The following is a 15,182-nucleotide window of genomic DNA, read 5'->3' on the forward strand; positions in this document are numbered from 1 at the left end:
AATAATTTTATGAGTCATTTTTCAACAAGAGGAACAATAGTCCATCACACATCAGTCTAGAGGCTTGTGAGTAAAATTACACTCAGGTCCTTTTGTTATGCCTTCACATACGACCTGAGCGCAATCCATGCAGCCAAGTATCCGTCTTGCTATATCTCGAATCTTCTGAGAGCTGTTCTGCGGGACTTAACAATGCACACCAACTTAATGATGAGCTACCGCAATCTCATCATAACTTTCTTTATAAGCTAACGCTTCTCTACACCAATATTTGTAAATGTAGTACACTTTAACAAATAACTGATTGTTCAGTTATTCAATTAACGATACAAATAATAAGACAAAGTGATTAAGGAGTTGAAAAAATTGAATGCATTTATGCTAGATGGATGGACACCCATATTTCTTGTTGGGATTTACTTCATATCTCGTAAGGTAACACGAAAAACCTTATATACAGTTTCGTTAGTATTGAGCTTCATTTGTTTTGGCTTAGTCTTATACAGCATTTTTGTTGTTGGTGGATGGGAAGGTATGGGACTTGGATTCATTGCGATTAGCGTTCTATTAGGAACATGGATAGGTACTATAATTGGAATTTCTAGTAAAAAAATAAGTATGTAATTTATACCACAATCGGATGTTTTGGTTTAATAAGAACAGGACTTGCGTTTATGATTAATCTTCATATATACAAGTCCTTTTCTTATGCTTCCTCAATCACTCCTGTAGCTACAATCAAACAACCTGTGTAAATTCCCTCTGCTTCCTTCTCAACGCTTACAGGCTCAATAAACACTTCTAAGAGCTTGCTACTCAGTTCTTATAACCGTCAATCTCTTCTGTTGCTAATTCCATTTATCTACCAACTAACACTTCACAATGTTATAATTGCCATATAGACGGAATGTTCAGTTAATTGAGAACAAAGACCTGAAAAAGGAGGAGAAATGATTGAGCCAAAATAAGCAAGATAAAATCCAGATGCAAAAAAAGGTTCAAGGTTTATATAGAAAGACAAAACAACAGCGCAAGGAAGATGAAGATGATAACAAAATTGGTATAGTCATTGTAAATATTTGTACTGTATTAGGGATTTTAGTTCTTATACTAGATGCATTTATTAAAGAGTTCTAGATTTTTTTATTGGGAAATTTGAGCGTAGGAAATTGTAAAAAACTGTACACTTTGGGCTTGTGAGTAAAAATGCACACGCAAGTCCTTTTGTTATGCCTTCACAGTCAACCTGAGAGCAACCTATGCAACCAAGCATATATCTATCCAATCCTCGAATCAACTGATAGCTGTTCTGAGGGACTTAACAATGCACATCAGCTTAATGATGGGCTACCGCAATCTCATAATAACTTGCTATATAAGCTCACACTTCATCCCACCTAAATTGTAAATATGTTACACTTTAACAAACAACTGATTATTCGGTTGTTCAACTAACAAGTCAGATTGTTAAAAAATAGTTCCTATCTCTTTGATTTACCGAGCAATGGAGGGAGTAAAATGGGTGTAAAAAGCAAGTTTGGAATATTTATTTTAGCATGTGCTGTTTTAGGGATTGCACTATTTGTATTTACGCAAAAAGAACCGTACAGTACAGAAGCAGTGATGGACTCCTTATGGGTTAAACATAACGTTCAAAGCACCATGATAGGCGATACTGACCCTGTTCTTGATGTATCAGTTTACGATGAAAAAGACATAACAGTTGTTAAAAGTTATTTAGAAAACAACTTATCCGAGGAAGATTTAGAACACTACAAACTCAATGTGTATCAGTATTCAGAAAACCCATTTGAATTTATTAAAAATGCACAGGAGAACCGAGAATCAGATTATAAATAATAAAGATGTTATTTCCGCAAGCTTGTATGCTGTTTATTGAAGTAATACTAAGCTTATCTAAGGAGGCTTCCTTATGACTTATCTGGAAAATAATGGATTTAAATTTCTTAATTTTATTAATATACCAGAAACAGATATAAAAAAATACCAGCCCTTATCGGGTTCTTTTGCCGTAGTAAAGTGCGAAGGTAAGTTTCTCCTTTGCTATAACACTTGGCGTAAACAATGGGAACTACCTTCTGGAGGTAGAGAAAATAACGAAACGTCAAAGGAATGTGCCATTAGAGAACTTTACGAGGAAACTGGACAATTAGTTACAAACTTAGAATTTAAAGGATTAATCAAAGCAGAAAATTCATTAGATGGCAACATAAAATATAATCCTGTGTACTTTACTACAATAGAAAAACTACAACCATTTATAGAGAATGAGGAAACATCAGAAATAAAGCTTTGGGATTTAAATGAGGAAATAGGTTATATTGATTCAGTTGATATAAATATATTTGATTATCTTTAAACAAAGATAGTGAGCAATGGCTTCTTGAACTAACGGTGCATGATAGTACAACAAGGAACTATTGAAATACAATAAATATGGAGTTTTGGGGGATAATGATACTAAACAAATTTAAGGAGAATCAGAAATGAAAAAAATGCTTTTTAGCCTTATCTTCGTTTTAGTAATTCTTCCTTCACAAACACACTCTAAAAATAAAATTGAAGAGTTGCCGCCTTGTTCAGCGATACTTGAACCAACAAAAAACGTACCTAAAAATGCCAGAGGAGTAGCACTGATTTATAATATTGAAAGAAAGTTTAATGATGAGCGGACGAGTCTTAGTGTTCATGCACTTCATTTACCAAAACCATCTAGTTTTGGGGATTATGATGGTTATGAAGTATTAGCATATATTCCAAAGGAAATAAGTTGGATTTTCTCGTTGTCCCCTTTAACTAAATACGGAGAAACTTCTTGGGCTGGGAAATTGGATGAAGTTTCTCCTATAATGCGACCTACTCGTATCAAAGTTCGCACAGTCAATACAACGACAAAGAAAACGGGTCCTATTGTACTTGAAAAAATACTAAAACCTTGTTGAACTAACGGAGGGCTTTAGTTGAATAACAAAAGGACTTGCGTTTATTTTAATCTTCATATATGCAAGTCCTTTTGTTATTCTTCCTCTATCACTCCTGTAGCACTACATATGGCTTTGTAGCAATGATTATATAGCTATGTGTGATTGATTCCCTATCAACCCTCACAAGCTCGTTAAACACTCCTAAGACCTTGCTACGATTGCTCATGAAAGCTAACTCAAAGTTGAAGCCATTTAGCCACTTTCATCTCGCCTACTGAAACAATTCACCCTTCATCGCACTCCAACGCCCCTCAATATGAGCTTATCTACAATGCTTTGTTCTTCTGATTTTGGCTCTTCTTCCTTTCGTGCTTGACTCGCCAAAATATTCGTATATCAACGTCAACATTTATGTTCTTCTTTGGTCTAACCAACGCAAAAAGCCCCCTAACATTTTTGTTAGAAGGCAAAATTATGATTTATCTATTTAGTTCTTTCCATGCTTAGTCAAAAATAATTTTATTCACTGCATCACGGTCTAATTTTTTAATAACTTCCACCATTAATTTTACAGCATTATCATAATCATCGCGATGTAAAATACCTGCATGTGAATGAATATAGCGTGTAGCAATCCCGATTGATAGTGCTGGCACACCATTTGCAGTTACATGGATTGACCCAGCGTCTGTACCGCCACCAGCCATTGCTTCGAATTGATATGGAATATTTTGCTCATCTGCCACATCTAATACAAATTCACGTAAGCCACGGTGCGATACCATTGATGCATCGTAGACAACAATTTGTGGACCAGCGCCCATTTTACTAGTTGATTCTTTAGCAGTTACTCCTGGTGTGTCTCCTGCTACACCTACATCGACAGCAAAGCCAATGTCTGGTTGAATTTTATGCGTAGCAGTTTTCGCACCGCGAAGCCCTACTTCTTCTTGTACGTTCCCTACAGAATAAAGGATGTTAGGATGCGTTTCATTTTTCAAAGCTTTCATAACATCTATTGCAATTGCACAACCAATACGGTTATCCCATGCTTTTGCTAATAAGTATTTTTCGTTTTTCATCACATTAAATTCAAAATAAGGCGTGACCATATCGCCAGGACGTACGCCCCATTCAAGTACTTCATCTTTTGAAGCTGCACCAACATCGATAAACATATCTTTTATGTCTACCACTTTGTTACGCACATCTGCTGGTAAAATATGAGGTGGTTTTGAACCAATAACCCCAATAATTTCATCACCTTTACGTGTTGTAATTGTTACACGTTGTGCAAGCATCACTTGGCTCCACCAACCGCCTACAGTTTGGAATTTGATGAACCCTTTGTCATCAATTTGAGTAACCATGAAGCCAACTTCATCTAAATGGCCGGCAACCACAATTTTAGGACCATTTTCATCGCCAACTTTTTTAGCAATGACGCTTCCTAAATTATCTGTTTCAATTGAGTCTGCAAATGGTGCAATGTATTTTTTCATGACCTCACGTGGTGCACGTTCATTACCTGCGATACCATTCGCATCCGTTAAATCTTTAAACATTTGTAGTGTTGGATCTAGCTGTGTCATCTTTTTGCCTCCTGACTCTTGTATCCCCTCTATTATACTTCGTTTACCGAAATATTCCTAGTTAAATCGTCTGAAAATTGGTGTATTTCTCACTTTAATATCCTGAACGCTGACGATTATAATTCTCTTCATTTTTCTCTATATATGCCCCAACAACGTCCTCAAACGTAAAGCCTAGATTATACGCAAGTAATCCATAGCATTGCCAAATAGCTAAATAACTATCCTCTGTTGGTTGACTAATAAACTTTAAAATATAGTCCTGAGTTATTAAAAACGTCTCTGTTAAATCTCGCTTTTCTTCAATGACTGGCCATTTTTCTATCGCCGTATAACCTTGTAATAGACCAAGTGATAATATAAAATGAATCGAATCCACATATTCCTCTAAAATCACATCACGCTCTGAGGGTCCCTTTGTGCTCCAAAACTTAAAGCAACGTGTTTCATTGGCGAGTTCGGCCAGCTCTACCATTAATGCTAAACCTTTTTCTTTAAATACATTACGATTAATATTCTGTGTTTTCTCGATGAAATCATCAAGTTCTTTCTGCATTTTAAACAAATGTTGTAAATTCATTTTTTTCTCCTAAATTTCTTAAAAATATTTATAAAAAGTGAAACTAATTGCCCCCTCCAATCGTATAGGAAGGAATAACCTTTCTTCAAGGGGGAAATTAAAAATGTTGCCGTTACTTATTCGACTTGCTGTTATTGCGCTTATTATCTATGTATTTTATAAAGCGATTCGTTATATAACCGATCCTAAGCGAAAACTTGATGAAGCCTATGAAAGAGGCCAATATTATTTTTATGATGACGTCAAAAATGTCCGAAAAAATTTCTTTATCTCTTATAAGGGTGCTCTTTTCGAAGGTGAAAAATACCTCGGTACTACTGATGATGCCTTCGAAGTTGTTACGATTTTCGTTGGTGCCCGTGACGCCGCTACATTGCAAGGTTTTACAAAAAGAGACTTTGAATACCTACAGCAGGAAATCCTATTGAACTATCCTAGCGCAAAAATAAACTGGAAGCAGCCCATTGAAAAGCTTATGCACAACACATCCTCATGATGAGGATGTGTTTTTACATTGTTTTCGAGATTTATTGGAAACATTTTAGGTTTTATCGGAATGTTTTCGCGATTTATCGGAATGTTTTCGCGATTTATCGGAATGTTTTCGAGATTTATCGGAAACTTTTTAAATTTTATCGGAATATTTTCGAGTTTTGTCACCAGATTTGTACTATGATAAAAACTTGAATAACTGCTAGTAACGGGAAGCCAAATGCAAAACTGTTATGACGTGTCTTGTGACGGAATAAATACATTCCAAGCACGCCACCTACTGCCCCACCTGCAATTGCTAACGTAAATAACGTACGTTCAGCAATACGCCATTCATGCTTTTTTGCTTTTGATTTATCCATACCCATCATAATGAGCAGAACTATAGATACAACTGCCATATAAGCCAAAAATGCTTGCCCCATAGAGTACTCCTTTTTTAACTTTTTACTTTTAATCTAACACAAAAAAGACTGACGGATAAGTCCATCAGTCTTGTAAGGGTATAATTATTTAGCTACTGCTTTTTTAGCAGATTCAGCTAATTGAGTGAATGCTGCTGCATCAGTTACAGCTAGATCAGCTAACATTTTACGGTTAACTTCGATACCAGCAACTTTTAAACCGTGCATTAAACGGCTGTATGAAAGACCATTCATGCGAGCAGCTGCGTTGATACGAGTGATCCATAATTTACGGAAATCACGTTTTTTCTGACGACGGTCACGGTATGCATATTGACCTGATTTCATTACTGCTTGGTTAGCAACTTTGTATAATGTATGTTTAGAACCGTAGTAACCTTTAGCTAATTTTAATACTTTTTTACGACGTTTGCGCGTCACTGTTCCGCCTTTTACGCGTGGCATATGAATTACCTCCTGCTTTTCATTAAAAAATGAATATTAGTTATTTTGTGTTGTCAAATTATTTCATGTAAACAAGTAAAGATTTGATGCGTTTGAAGTCACCAGATGAAACGATGTTCGCTTTACGTAGGTGACGTTTTTGTTTCGTAGATTTGTTTGCGAATAAGTGGCTTCCATAAGCACGGTCATATTTTAATTTACCTGAACCCGTTTTTTTGAAACGTTTCGCAGCTCCACGGTGAGTTTTCATTTTTGGCATGTCGAATTCCTCCTAAACTGTTCGTCTAATATTATTTCTCGTTCTTTGGTTGAAGAACTAAGAACATGCTTCGGCCTTCCATCTTCGGTTTTTGTTCAACCGTCGATACTTCAGCACAAGCTTCAGCAAAACGATCTAACACACGTTGACCAATGTCTTTATGTGTAATCGCACGACCTTTGAAACGTAGGCTACATTTAACTTTATCACCTTTTTCAAGGAATTTAATCGCATTACGTAGCTTCGTTTGGAAATCATGTTCATCGATTGTTGGGCTCAAACGAACCTCTTTCATTACGATGACCTTTTGATTTTTACGAATTTCACGGTCTTTCTTTTGCTGTTCAAACTTAAATTTACCATAGTCCATGATACGAGCGACTGGCGGCTTGGCTTGAGGGGCCACAAGGACAAGATCCAAGTTTACACGAGTGGCGATTTCTAGCGCTTCATTACGTGTCTTTACACCAAGCTGGTCACCATTGTGATCGATTAATCGAAGTTCACGTGCGCGAATGCCTTCGTTTACATACATGTCTTTGCTAATAGTAATCCACCTCCAAGTAGTTGTCGCGAATACATGGTTTGGGCAAAGCCTTGCCCGGTTGAACGGTACATCCTCTTGTCATGTCCATAAAAAAAGGACGGACACTTTTGAAGATGTCCGCCCGCTATATGTGCATGCGCAAGTCTACGCAAAACAATTCAACGTGTCATACCTGTTCACAGCTTAAGAGCGTTGTATCAGGTGAGAAGCGGGCAGCCTCTACTTCAACCACAAACTTTGTATTCATTAACCTTAACTATATTAACATGTACTCCATAAGCTGTCAAATGTTTATTTAACTTTTTTATTTATAGAGTAACCTAAACTTTTAATCTCAACTATTATAATGGTTTGCATCATAATGTGAGGTTGATTTCCGTTCCAGCTTGGCGCTTTGTTGCTGTCGCTACGCTTTCGCACAGACAAAGCTTCCTAGGGGCGTCGGGCCGACACGAGGTTGGTCACGAAGGTCTTATCACAGGAAGTGATGTTTTAGCCTTCGTTCCTCTATTGCTAATCCCCAAGAGTTATCTAGCCTTCACGCCAATCAACTTAAATCAATTCCGTCATGCTAAAAAGTTAAAATTATTTTGTAATTTCTGCTTTAATGTTAGCTAGGAAGTCCTGGAAGCTAATTGTTTCTGAATCTTTTGAGCCGTAGCGACGTACATTTACACCACCAGCCTCAACTTCTTTATCACCGATAACAAGCATATACGGGATTTTTTTCATTTGTGCTTCACGGATTTTGTAGCCTAGTTTTTCTTCACGGTCATCCATTTCAACACGTAAGCCCGCTGCAGTTAATTGCTCTTCAATTTGTTTTGCATAATCAAAGTGTGCTTCATTTGAAACTGGGATAACTTCAACTTGTACTGGTGCTAACCATGTTGGGAATGCACCTTTATATTCTTCAATTAAGAAGGCAACGAAGCGTTCCATTGTTGATACAACACCACGGTGAATAACAACTGGACGATGTGGTTTACCATCTTCTCCTACGTAAGTTAAGTCAAAGCGCTCTGGTTGTAAAAAGTCAAGTTGAACAGTAGATAATGTTTCATCTTTACCAATAGCTGTTTTTACTTGTACGTCTAATTTTGGACCATAGAACGCCGCTTCGCCTTCAGCTTCGTAATAATCTAAGCCAAGGTCATCCATTGCCTCTTTTAACATACCTTGTGCTTTTTCCCACATTTGATCATCATCGTAATACTTTTCAGTGTCTGCAGGATCACGATAAGATAAACGGAATTTGTAATCATTTAAATTAAAATCTTTATACACTTCAAGAACCAAATTCACAACACGTTTAAATTCATCTTTAATTTGGTCAGGACGTACAAAAATATGCGCATCATTTAAAGTCATACCGCGTACGCGTTGTAAACCAGATAGTCCACCTGAGCTTTCATATCGATGTTGTGTTCCTAACTCGGCAATACGAATAGGAAGCTGACGATAAGAATGCATTGATGATTTATAAACCATCATATGGTGTGGACAGTTCATTGGTCGCAATACTAATGTTTCGTTATCCATTTCCATTGGTGGGAACATGTCATCTTGGTAATGTCCCCAGTGGCCTGATGTTTCATATAATTTTTTCGAGCCTAATACTGGTGTATAAACATGTTTGTAGCCAAGACGCACTTCTTTATCTACAATATAACGCTCAATAATGCGACGAATTGTTGCGCCGTTTGGTAACCATAGTGGTAAACCTTGACCAACTGTTTGAGATAAAGTGAACAATTCTAATTCCTTACCAATTTTACGATGGTCACGCTCTTTTGCTTCTTCAAGCATTTGAAGATGATGTTTTAAATCTTCTTTTTTAAAGAAAGCTGTTCCATAAACACGTTGTAGCATTTTGTTATCTGAGTTACCTCTCCAGTAAGCACCCGCTAATGAAAGAAGTTTGAACTCACGAAGCTTGCCTGTTGATGGTGCGTGGATACCACGGCAAAGGTCGAAAAATTCACCTTGATGGTAAATAGAAACTTGCTCATCTGCTGGAATTGCTTCAAGTAATTCTAATTTATATTCATCGCCGATTTTTTCATAAATCGCTTGTGCTTCTGCACGGCTAACATTTTTGCGCTCTATTTCTAGGTTTTCAGCGATAATTTTTTTCATTTCTTTTTCGATTGCCGGTAGGTCTTCAGCAGTGATAGCTGTTGGTGCATCAATATCGTAGTAGAAGCCACCTTCAATAACTGGACCAATACCAAGTTTAACTTCTGGGAATAAACGTTTAATCGCTTGTGCTGTTAAGTGTGCTGTCGAGTGACGTAGAATTTCAAGTGCTTCCTCATCATCTTGTGTCACAATCGAGATTGTTGCATCCTCTTCAATTGGTGTTTTTAAATCTACTAAGACACCGTTTACTTTACCAGCATAGGCTTTTTTACGAAGTCCTGGGCTAATTGATAATGCCACGTCATCAGTAGATGTGCCTTTTGCAAATTCCTTTACAGCGCCATCTGGGAAAGTTAATTTAATCATATCTGACATTTTGTTTGCACTCCTTAAAGTTTGTTTATGATGCATGATTCGAAGTCCAAGAATCCCCGAAAAAATCAATTTCGCCTTGGCGTAATTGCGTCCGGATTTTGAATTGTGCACGCGCAATTCATTCCTTTCAAAATCCGTGACATCCGCCGGAGGCTTTATTTTCATTCAGTAGGTGTTTGAACACCTACTGAATGAAAATCGAGTAGGAGGGAGTGATTAACTCCCGACCTCTCCAACCACCGTACGTACGGATCCGTATACGGCGGTTCAATTAAGATGAATAACGCAAGATTTCATAACGAGCTTGCAGACTTTTGAGCCCTTGGTTACTCCAATAAGAGTTATCAAGGGTTCTGTGTAATATTGGACTTTTCGAGATACGCCAGTAACTCTTGCGAGTATTGCCCCATTCGTAAGCCTTCCAGTCTGGAACTCCTAAACGAATGAGGTTGCACACTTTCGTACGAGGCTTTTTCCAATTCTTCCATAAACACATGCGAAGTCTTCTTCTAATCCATCCATCCAGTGATTCAAATATTGATTTCGTATCCGCTAATGCAAAGTAGCCACACCACCCAATTAAATATTGATTCAATTGTTGAATTCGGTACTCCATTGGAAATGGCTTCTTTCTAGCTGTTAATTCCCGAATTTTGTTCTTCATTCGCTTTATGCTCTCTTTCGCAATTCGAACTTGTGGTTCTTTGCGGGAGGTAAAGCTAAATCCTAGGAATTTACGTTGCCAAGGACGAGCCACTGCGGATTTCTTCTCATTTATTTTCAATCGTAGCGTCTTCTCAATAAAGGTTTTGATACTTGCCATCACTCGTTCTCCTGCTCGTTTTGTTTTCACATAAATATTGCAGTCATCGGCGTAACGGACAAATTTATGACCACGTTTCTCTAATTCTTTGTCTAATTCATCCAGCACAATATTTGAGAGAAGTGGACTCAGTGGGCCCCCTTGGGGTGTTCCTTCATCTGTATCATAAACGACACCATTTATCATGACACCCGATTGTAAGTATCTACGAATCAGCTTGAGTAGAGGTTTATCAGAAATTTTCTTCGCTAATGTACTCATTAGACGGTCATGGTTTACTTTGTCGAAGAATTTCTCTAAGTCCATATCTACTACCCAGCGGTATCCTTCTTTTATATGACCTTTGGCTTCTCGGATTGCATCGTGAGCACTTCGTTTTGGTCGAAATCCGTAACTATGATTCGAGAAGTTCGGGTCATATAGGTTGGATAGCACTTGGGCAATCGCCTGTTGAATGAGTCGGTCTGTCACGGTTGGGATTCCTAATAGTCGCACACCGCCGTCAGGTTTCGGGATTTCGATTCTGCGAACTGGTTGTGGTTGGTAGGTTCCCTCAAGAATTTGCTTCTTAATCGTTAGCCAGTTTTCGACTACATGCTGTCGTAGGAATTTTACGGGCATTTTGTCTACTCCATGACTCCCTTTGTTTCGTTCCACCCGTTTGAGTGCGAGAAGCAGATTCTCCCGTGATAATATTTGATTCATTAGCATCTCGTTCGACTCCTCCGTGAATAGCTTGTCTTCTTATAACAGTTTCTACTGCACCCGCTCAATGTCCCTCATGGGATTCACCATTACCTCCATTAAGTCGGTCCTTCTGGATTTTCTGTGTTTACCATAGAAAACTGCATGCCAAGGGCTATTCTCTCCGAATTGTTCGGTCCTTCCCATTCATTCTAGAAGTGAATGGTACTATGACCTCTGCTGACTTCTGATGGTTCAGCTACCTATCGCTAAGTAGGTTACAAAGTGTACTTTGCGTTTCCATCAGACCTCCCCGGGTAAGCGCATGCACTTTCACACCATCTATCCGCCTCATTTACTCGATATGACCTTCGACAGAAAGGACTTTGTGTTGTTATGCACACTCATCCAATCATACCTAGCCTTATATGAGATTCGTGTTCCTCGGACCGGTGTTTTGCCTCCAGCTTCCTTCAGATTCCGCGTCGCCACGGACACCCTTGCTCTTGGCTAACCTCTACTTCTGTCTTCGGGGTTCGGGACTTGCACCCTATAGTTCATACGCATGCCGGGCGCACATAAAAAAGCTCCGTCCCTCACAAAAGGGACGAAGCGTATGCTCGTGGTTCCACCCTTCTTCCTTCCGACTCTTTTAAGTCAGACGAAGCTCAAGGCTAGCTAACGGGCTAGGGACCGGCGAAAGATTATCCCCTTCGCTGCTCAGTAGGTAGTAAATGATGTGTTCTAACTTAGGAAGCTTACAGCCAATGACTTCCCTCTCTAAAAGCTGATACACAAAATTCATGTCCTCATCAATGCATTTTATTATATGAGACAGTATACGCTCGATTGCCATAAAATGCAACTGCAAATCTTACATACGTCGATTTTTGCCGCGCATTTCAATCGGCTCTGTCAAGGCTTTGACACGCTCCATAATACGTCCAGCCTTCACTACTTCTATGTCACCTTTTTGTGTCTGTGATAAATGATGCTCTAGTTCATCATAATTAAAATTAGAGGTAATGAACGTTGGCAATTGCTCCGCCATGCGATAATGGAAAATAGTCCCTAGAATTTCATCGCGTGTCCATGCGGTCATTGTCTCGGCTCCTAAATCATCAAGCATTAACACTGGTGCCTTTTTTACATAGTCAATTTTTTCATTCAATGTATTATCGCCAATTGCATTTTTCATTTCTCGTAAAAATTCAGGCACGAAAACGACTACTGAACGAACTTTGATGGAAGCTAACTCATTAGCAAGTGCTCCTAATACAAAAGATTTCCCTACACCAAATTTTCCGTATAAATAATAACCCTTTGCAGGAAGCTTTCCTGTTTCTAATGTTGTCTTCACAAATTGTGCCGCTTTTTGTGCAATCATAACACGAGATTCATCGTCAATGAGTAAATCTTGAATTGTCGCTTGCAGCACATCCTTTGGCATATGCATACTCGCAATCATATTAGCTACGTCACGACGCTCTTCCTCACGTATCTTTTGCTCACATCGTACATAATCAATTTCAACGGTACTCCGCACTACACGTAAAGTAGGTAAAAAACCTTTTAAATAGTTTGTACAACTTTCTGTATTGTCACAGCCACAGCAAGTAGTAGATTGACTAATAAACTCATGAAGCTTCGGTAAATTTCGTTCAATTGTTTCATAGCTTAACTCACTTGCATGCTCTGTTAAAAACTCTTGTACACGAGGGTTTTCTAAAATTTCTCGACGCATCGCTTCATAACGTTCTTGAAATGATGGTACATTAATTGCTCTTTTTAATGGTCCATTAATCGGTTCGATTGTCGCTCACCCTCCTTACTTATCACTTTTCCCTAGCATTTCCAATATTTTTTGACGCTCTCGTTCAAAATCTATCGTGCCTGAAGTGTTTTCTTCCTGTTGTTCGTTACGTTTGTAAAACCATTCAGGTACCTTTTCTTCACGTTGATTACCTGAACGTCCTTTAGCACCCTGATTACTTTTCCTCGGTGTCTGTGGCTTATTTTTCCACGCAGAGTATTTATCATGCTCCTGGCGTGCTAGCTCCATTGCTTCCTTTGCTGTTTGAATATTTTTACGTACCCAATGATCCGCAATCGTTTCCACATATTTTTTAGGTAGCTTCATATCAGTTGTTAGCATTACATATTCCAAAAGTGCATTAACTACGCCTACTGGCATTCCATGCTGAACAATTAAACTTTCAGCAAGCTGTACGGAAGTCTGTAGAGGTTCTTTGCCATTATTAATATCCCGCAGTACTTGGACTGGCGGAGTCGTCTCTAAATAATGCTGAAGCTCCTGATCCTTTGTTTTTTGTCCGGATTCTTCAAGAGTTGACGGCTCACTCACTCTAGCAAGCCTTGGTGGCTCTTTTGATACCGTTAGTTTATAAAAATCCGCAGCTGCCTTACGTAATCGTTCCAGTGAAATACCTAGGTCATCATCTAATGCAAGAATCACTACTTTTTGCATATCCAGTGCAGTTAAGCGATATAAAAATGCAAGTTTTGCTATTGCTTCACGTACCTCAAGTGTTAGTAAACTGGCCGGCACAAGCTGCTCCGATAAGCCCGCCTGCAGCAGTTCAAAGTCAAACTGTTCAAAATAAAACGGATATACCTTTTGCTGTTGATCCTTACGACTAGTATTGGTTTGTAAATCATCTGGAATCTTTGAACTAACAGGCTTAAAAACGTCCATGAATACACGTGATACATCTTTAAATTCTGCATCTCTTGCAGATGGAATAAAACGCTGACGTAACTTCCGATAAGCTTGTTCCCCAATTTTACTAAATAAGAACATCGACAGCAGCGGATCTTTCATAAAGCTATCTGCATCAAGCGGACGTATCAGCTCATATAAAAAGCTACGCTGGCCTGCATCTTCTTTTTTCCATGTTCGTAACAAACCAATTGCTTCGAGCGCAATACGTGCCTCAAATACTTTACCAATTGGAAGCCCTAGCACGTTCATTAAAAAATAATGTGTCATTTGCTGCCTTGGCATTTGCTCGGCTTCTGCCCATAGAGTCAAATAAAGGCTGATTGGCTCCGCTCCAATTAAAGGCTGATAAAATAGCGTTACTAATTGACGTTCCTGCGTAGAAAGTGCATGAGGTAGACGAATGTCAAAAGGATCCGCGGGCTGCAATTCCTTATACAAATGGATCAACGTCTTTCACCCTCTCTGTTTTCCCTATGATTTCTGCTCTGTCTGACGTTGAATAATCTCTTTGATTTCTTCAATAAAGACATTAATGTCCTTAAATTGACGATAAACCGATGCAAAACGCACATAAGCAACCTCATCGATTTTCGCTAAGCGATCCATTACCATTTCCCCTACATCCTCAGAGCGGACTTCAGAATTCCCAATGCGACGAAGATCTTTTTCAATAGACATTACTAGTCCCTCAAGTACTTCAAGAGAAACAGGACGTTTTTCGCAAGCACGAATAAGTCCACGAAGTACCTTTTCACGGCTAAATTCTTCTCGTGAACCTTCCTTTTTCACTACAACTAACGGTGTCTCTTCAATTTTTTCAAACGTTGTAAAGCGGAAGCCACATGACTCACATTCACGACGTCTACGAATTTCTTTATTATCATCTACTGGCCTCGAATCAACTACACGCGTTCCGTTAAATTGGCAAGATGGACATCTCATATAATTACTCTCCTGATTTCACAACAATTTAATATTTCTATTATAACAAATTTCCTACGTGTAAGAAAAGCGCATTCATACAAGTGTGCTCATGATAAACCTTGCAAGGAGAAAGTACAAGCATAGATTCCAATAATTATCTTAGGTCATACTTTAGATTTCAATACAAAACCAATAATCGATTTAATA

The 15,182-nt window shown here is 38.5% G+C and carries 18 protein-coding genes; 6 read left to right on the forward strand and 12 right to left on the reverse strand.

All coding sequences use genetic code 11. The features are described 5' to 3' along the window. Positions 1 to 366 precede the first annotated feature (366 nt). The 5 genes from QUF91_RS20650 (at position 367) to QUF91_RS20670 (ending at position 2,963) form a co-directional block, all read left to right on the forward strand. Entirely contained in the window at positions 367 to 624 is a 258-nt protein-coding gene (locus tag QUF91_RS20650) for a YesK family protein (RefSeq protein WP_289419203.1), read from the forward strand. 330 nt (positions 625 to 954) lie between these two features. Beyond that, the gene (locus QUF91_RS20655; RefSeq protein WP_289419204.1) at positions 955 to 1,137 is read left to right on the forward strand and encodes a hypothetical protein; all 183 of its coding nucleotides are present in this window, start codon (positions 955 to 957) and stop codon (positions 1,135 to 1,137) included. Between the two features lie 381 nt (positions 1,138 to 1,518). Then, entirely contained in the window at positions 1,519 to 1,860 is a 342-nt protein-coding gene (locus tag QUF91_RS20660) for a YolC/YozM family protein (RefSeq protein WP_289419205.1), read from the forward strand. A 73-nt stretch (positions 1,861 to 1,933) separates the two neighbouring features. Continuing rightward, positions 1,934 to 2,380, forward strand: a complete 447-nt coding sequence (locus QUF91_RS20665) for an NUDIX domain-containing protein (protein WP_289419206.1) — start codon at positions 1,934 to 1,936, stop codon at positions 2,378 to 2,380. A 127-nt stretch (positions 2,381 to 2,507) separates the two neighbouring features. Continuing rightward, complete coding sequence (locus QUF91_RS20670; RefSeq protein ID WP_289419207.1) at positions 2,508 to 2,963, forward strand: YoqH family protein; 456 nt, start codon at positions 2,508 to 2,510, stop codon at positions 2,961 to 2,963. A gap of 485 nt (positions 2,964 to 3,448) precedes the next feature. Here QUF91_RS20670 and QUF91_RS20675 read toward each other — a convergent pair whose 3' ends face one another. Further along, entirely contained in the window at positions 3,449 to 4,537 is a 1,089-nt protein-coding gene (locus QUF91_RS20675; RefSeq protein ID WP_285395636.1) for a M42 family metallopeptidase, read from the reverse strand. A 94-nt stretch (positions 4,538 to 4,631) separates the two neighbouring features. After that, complete coding sequence (locus QUF91_RS20680; RefSeq protein WP_285395637.1) at positions 4,632 to 5,117, reverse strand: dUTP diphosphatase; 486 nt, start codon at positions 5,115 to 5,117, stop codon at positions 4,632 to 4,634. A 103-nt stretch (positions 5,118 to 5,220) separates the two neighbouring features. Between QUF91_RS20680 and QUF91_RS20685 the strand changes: the two genes are divergently transcribed. Next, positions 5,221 to 5,613: a sigma-w pathway protein ysdB gene (locus tag QUF91_RS20685; protein ID WP_289419208.1), complete on the forward strand. Its 393-nt coding sequence runs from the start codon at positions 5,221 to 5,223 to the stop codon at positions 5,611 to 5,613. A gap of 160 nt (positions 5,614 to 5,773) precedes the next feature. Here the strand turns inward: QUF91_RS20685 and QUF91_RS20690 are convergent, their stop codons facing one another. The 10 genes from QUF91_RS20690 to nrdR all read right to left on the reverse strand — a co-directional run bounded on the left by QUF91_RS20690 (position 5,774) and on the right by nrdR (position 14,993). Then, a complete protein-coding gene (locus QUF91_RS20690) occupies positions 5,774 to 6,034 on the reverse strand; it encodes a DUF1294 domain-containing protein (RefSeq protein WP_289419209.1) in 261 nt (86 codons plus the stop codon). An 84-nt stretch (positions 6,035 to 6,118) separates the two neighbouring features. Beyond that, positions 6,119 to 6,478, reverse strand: a complete 360-nt coding sequence (rplT, locus tag QUF91_RS20695; RefSeq protein WP_049667524.1) for a 50S ribosomal protein L20 — start codon at positions 6,476 to 6,478, stop codon at positions 6,119 to 6,121. A 58-nt stretch (positions 6,479 to 6,536) separates the two neighbouring features. Then, positions 6,537 to 6,737 carry a 50S ribosomal protein L35 gene (rpmI, locus tag QUF91_RS20700; RefSeq protein WP_004226312.1) on the reverse strand — a complete coding sequence of 67 codons (201 nt, stop codon included), beginning with the start codon at positions 6,735 to 6,737 and terminating at the stop codon, positions 6,537 to 6,539. Between the two features lie 31 nt (positions 6,738 to 6,768). Continuing rightward, positions 6,769 to 7,272 (reverse strand): translation initiation factor IF-3, encoded by a 504-nt coding sequence (gene infC / locus QUF91_RS20705; RefSeq protein WP_024363824.1) that lies wholly within the window; start codon positions 7,270 to 7,272, stop codon positions 6,769 to 6,771. A gap of 303 nt (positions 7,273 to 7,575) precedes the next feature. After that, positions 7,576 to 7,704 (reverse strand): hypothetical protein, encoded by a 129-nt coding sequence (locus QUF91_RS20710; protein WP_285395472.1) that lies wholly within the window; start codon positions 7,702 to 7,704, stop codon positions 7,576 to 7,578. Positions 7,705 to 7,869: 165 nt separating this feature from the next. After that, the gene (thrS, locus tag QUF91_RS20715; protein ID WP_289419210.1) at positions 7,870 to 9,801 is read right to left on the reverse strand and encodes a threonine--tRNA ligase; all 1,932 of its coding nucleotides are present in this window, start codon (positions 9,799 to 9,801) and stop codon (positions 7,870 to 7,872) included. A 271-nt stretch (positions 9,802 to 10,072) separates the two neighbouring features. Next, the gene (gene ltrA / locus QUF91_RS20720; protein WP_289416808.1) at positions 10,073 to 11,335 is read right to left on the reverse strand and encodes a group II intron reverse transcriptase/maturase; all 1,263 of its coding nucleotides are present in this window, start codon (positions 11,333 to 11,335) and stop codon (positions 10,073 to 10,075) included. A gap of 847 nt (positions 11,336 to 12,182) precedes the next feature. Continuing rightward, positions 12,183 to 13,112, reverse strand: a complete 930-nt coding sequence (dnaI, locus tag QUF91_RS20725; RefSeq protein WP_289420112.1) for a primosomal protein DnaI — start codon at positions 13,110 to 13,112, stop codon at positions 12,183 to 12,185. Positions 13,113 to 13,136: 24 nt separating this feature from the next. Continuing rightward, entirely contained in the window at positions 13,137 to 14,498 is a 1,362-nt protein-coding gene (locus tag QUF91_RS20730) for a replication initiation and membrane attachment family protein (protein ID WP_289419211.1), read from the reverse strand. Positions 14,499 to 14,522: 24 nt separating this feature from the next. Beyond that, positions 14,523 to 14,993: a transcriptional regulator NrdR gene (gene nrdR, locus QUF91_RS20735; RefSeq protein ID WP_285395469.1), complete on the reverse strand. Its 471-nt coding sequence runs from the start codon at positions 14,991 to 14,993 to the stop codon at positions 14,523 to 14,525. Positions 14,994 to 15,182: the final 189 nt, after the last annotated feature.

Origin of the sequence: Lysinibacillus sp. G4S2, from assembly GCF_030348505.1 — a bacterium.
Lineage (GTDB): Bacteria > Bacillota > Bacilli > Bacillales_A > Planococcaceae > Lysinibacillus.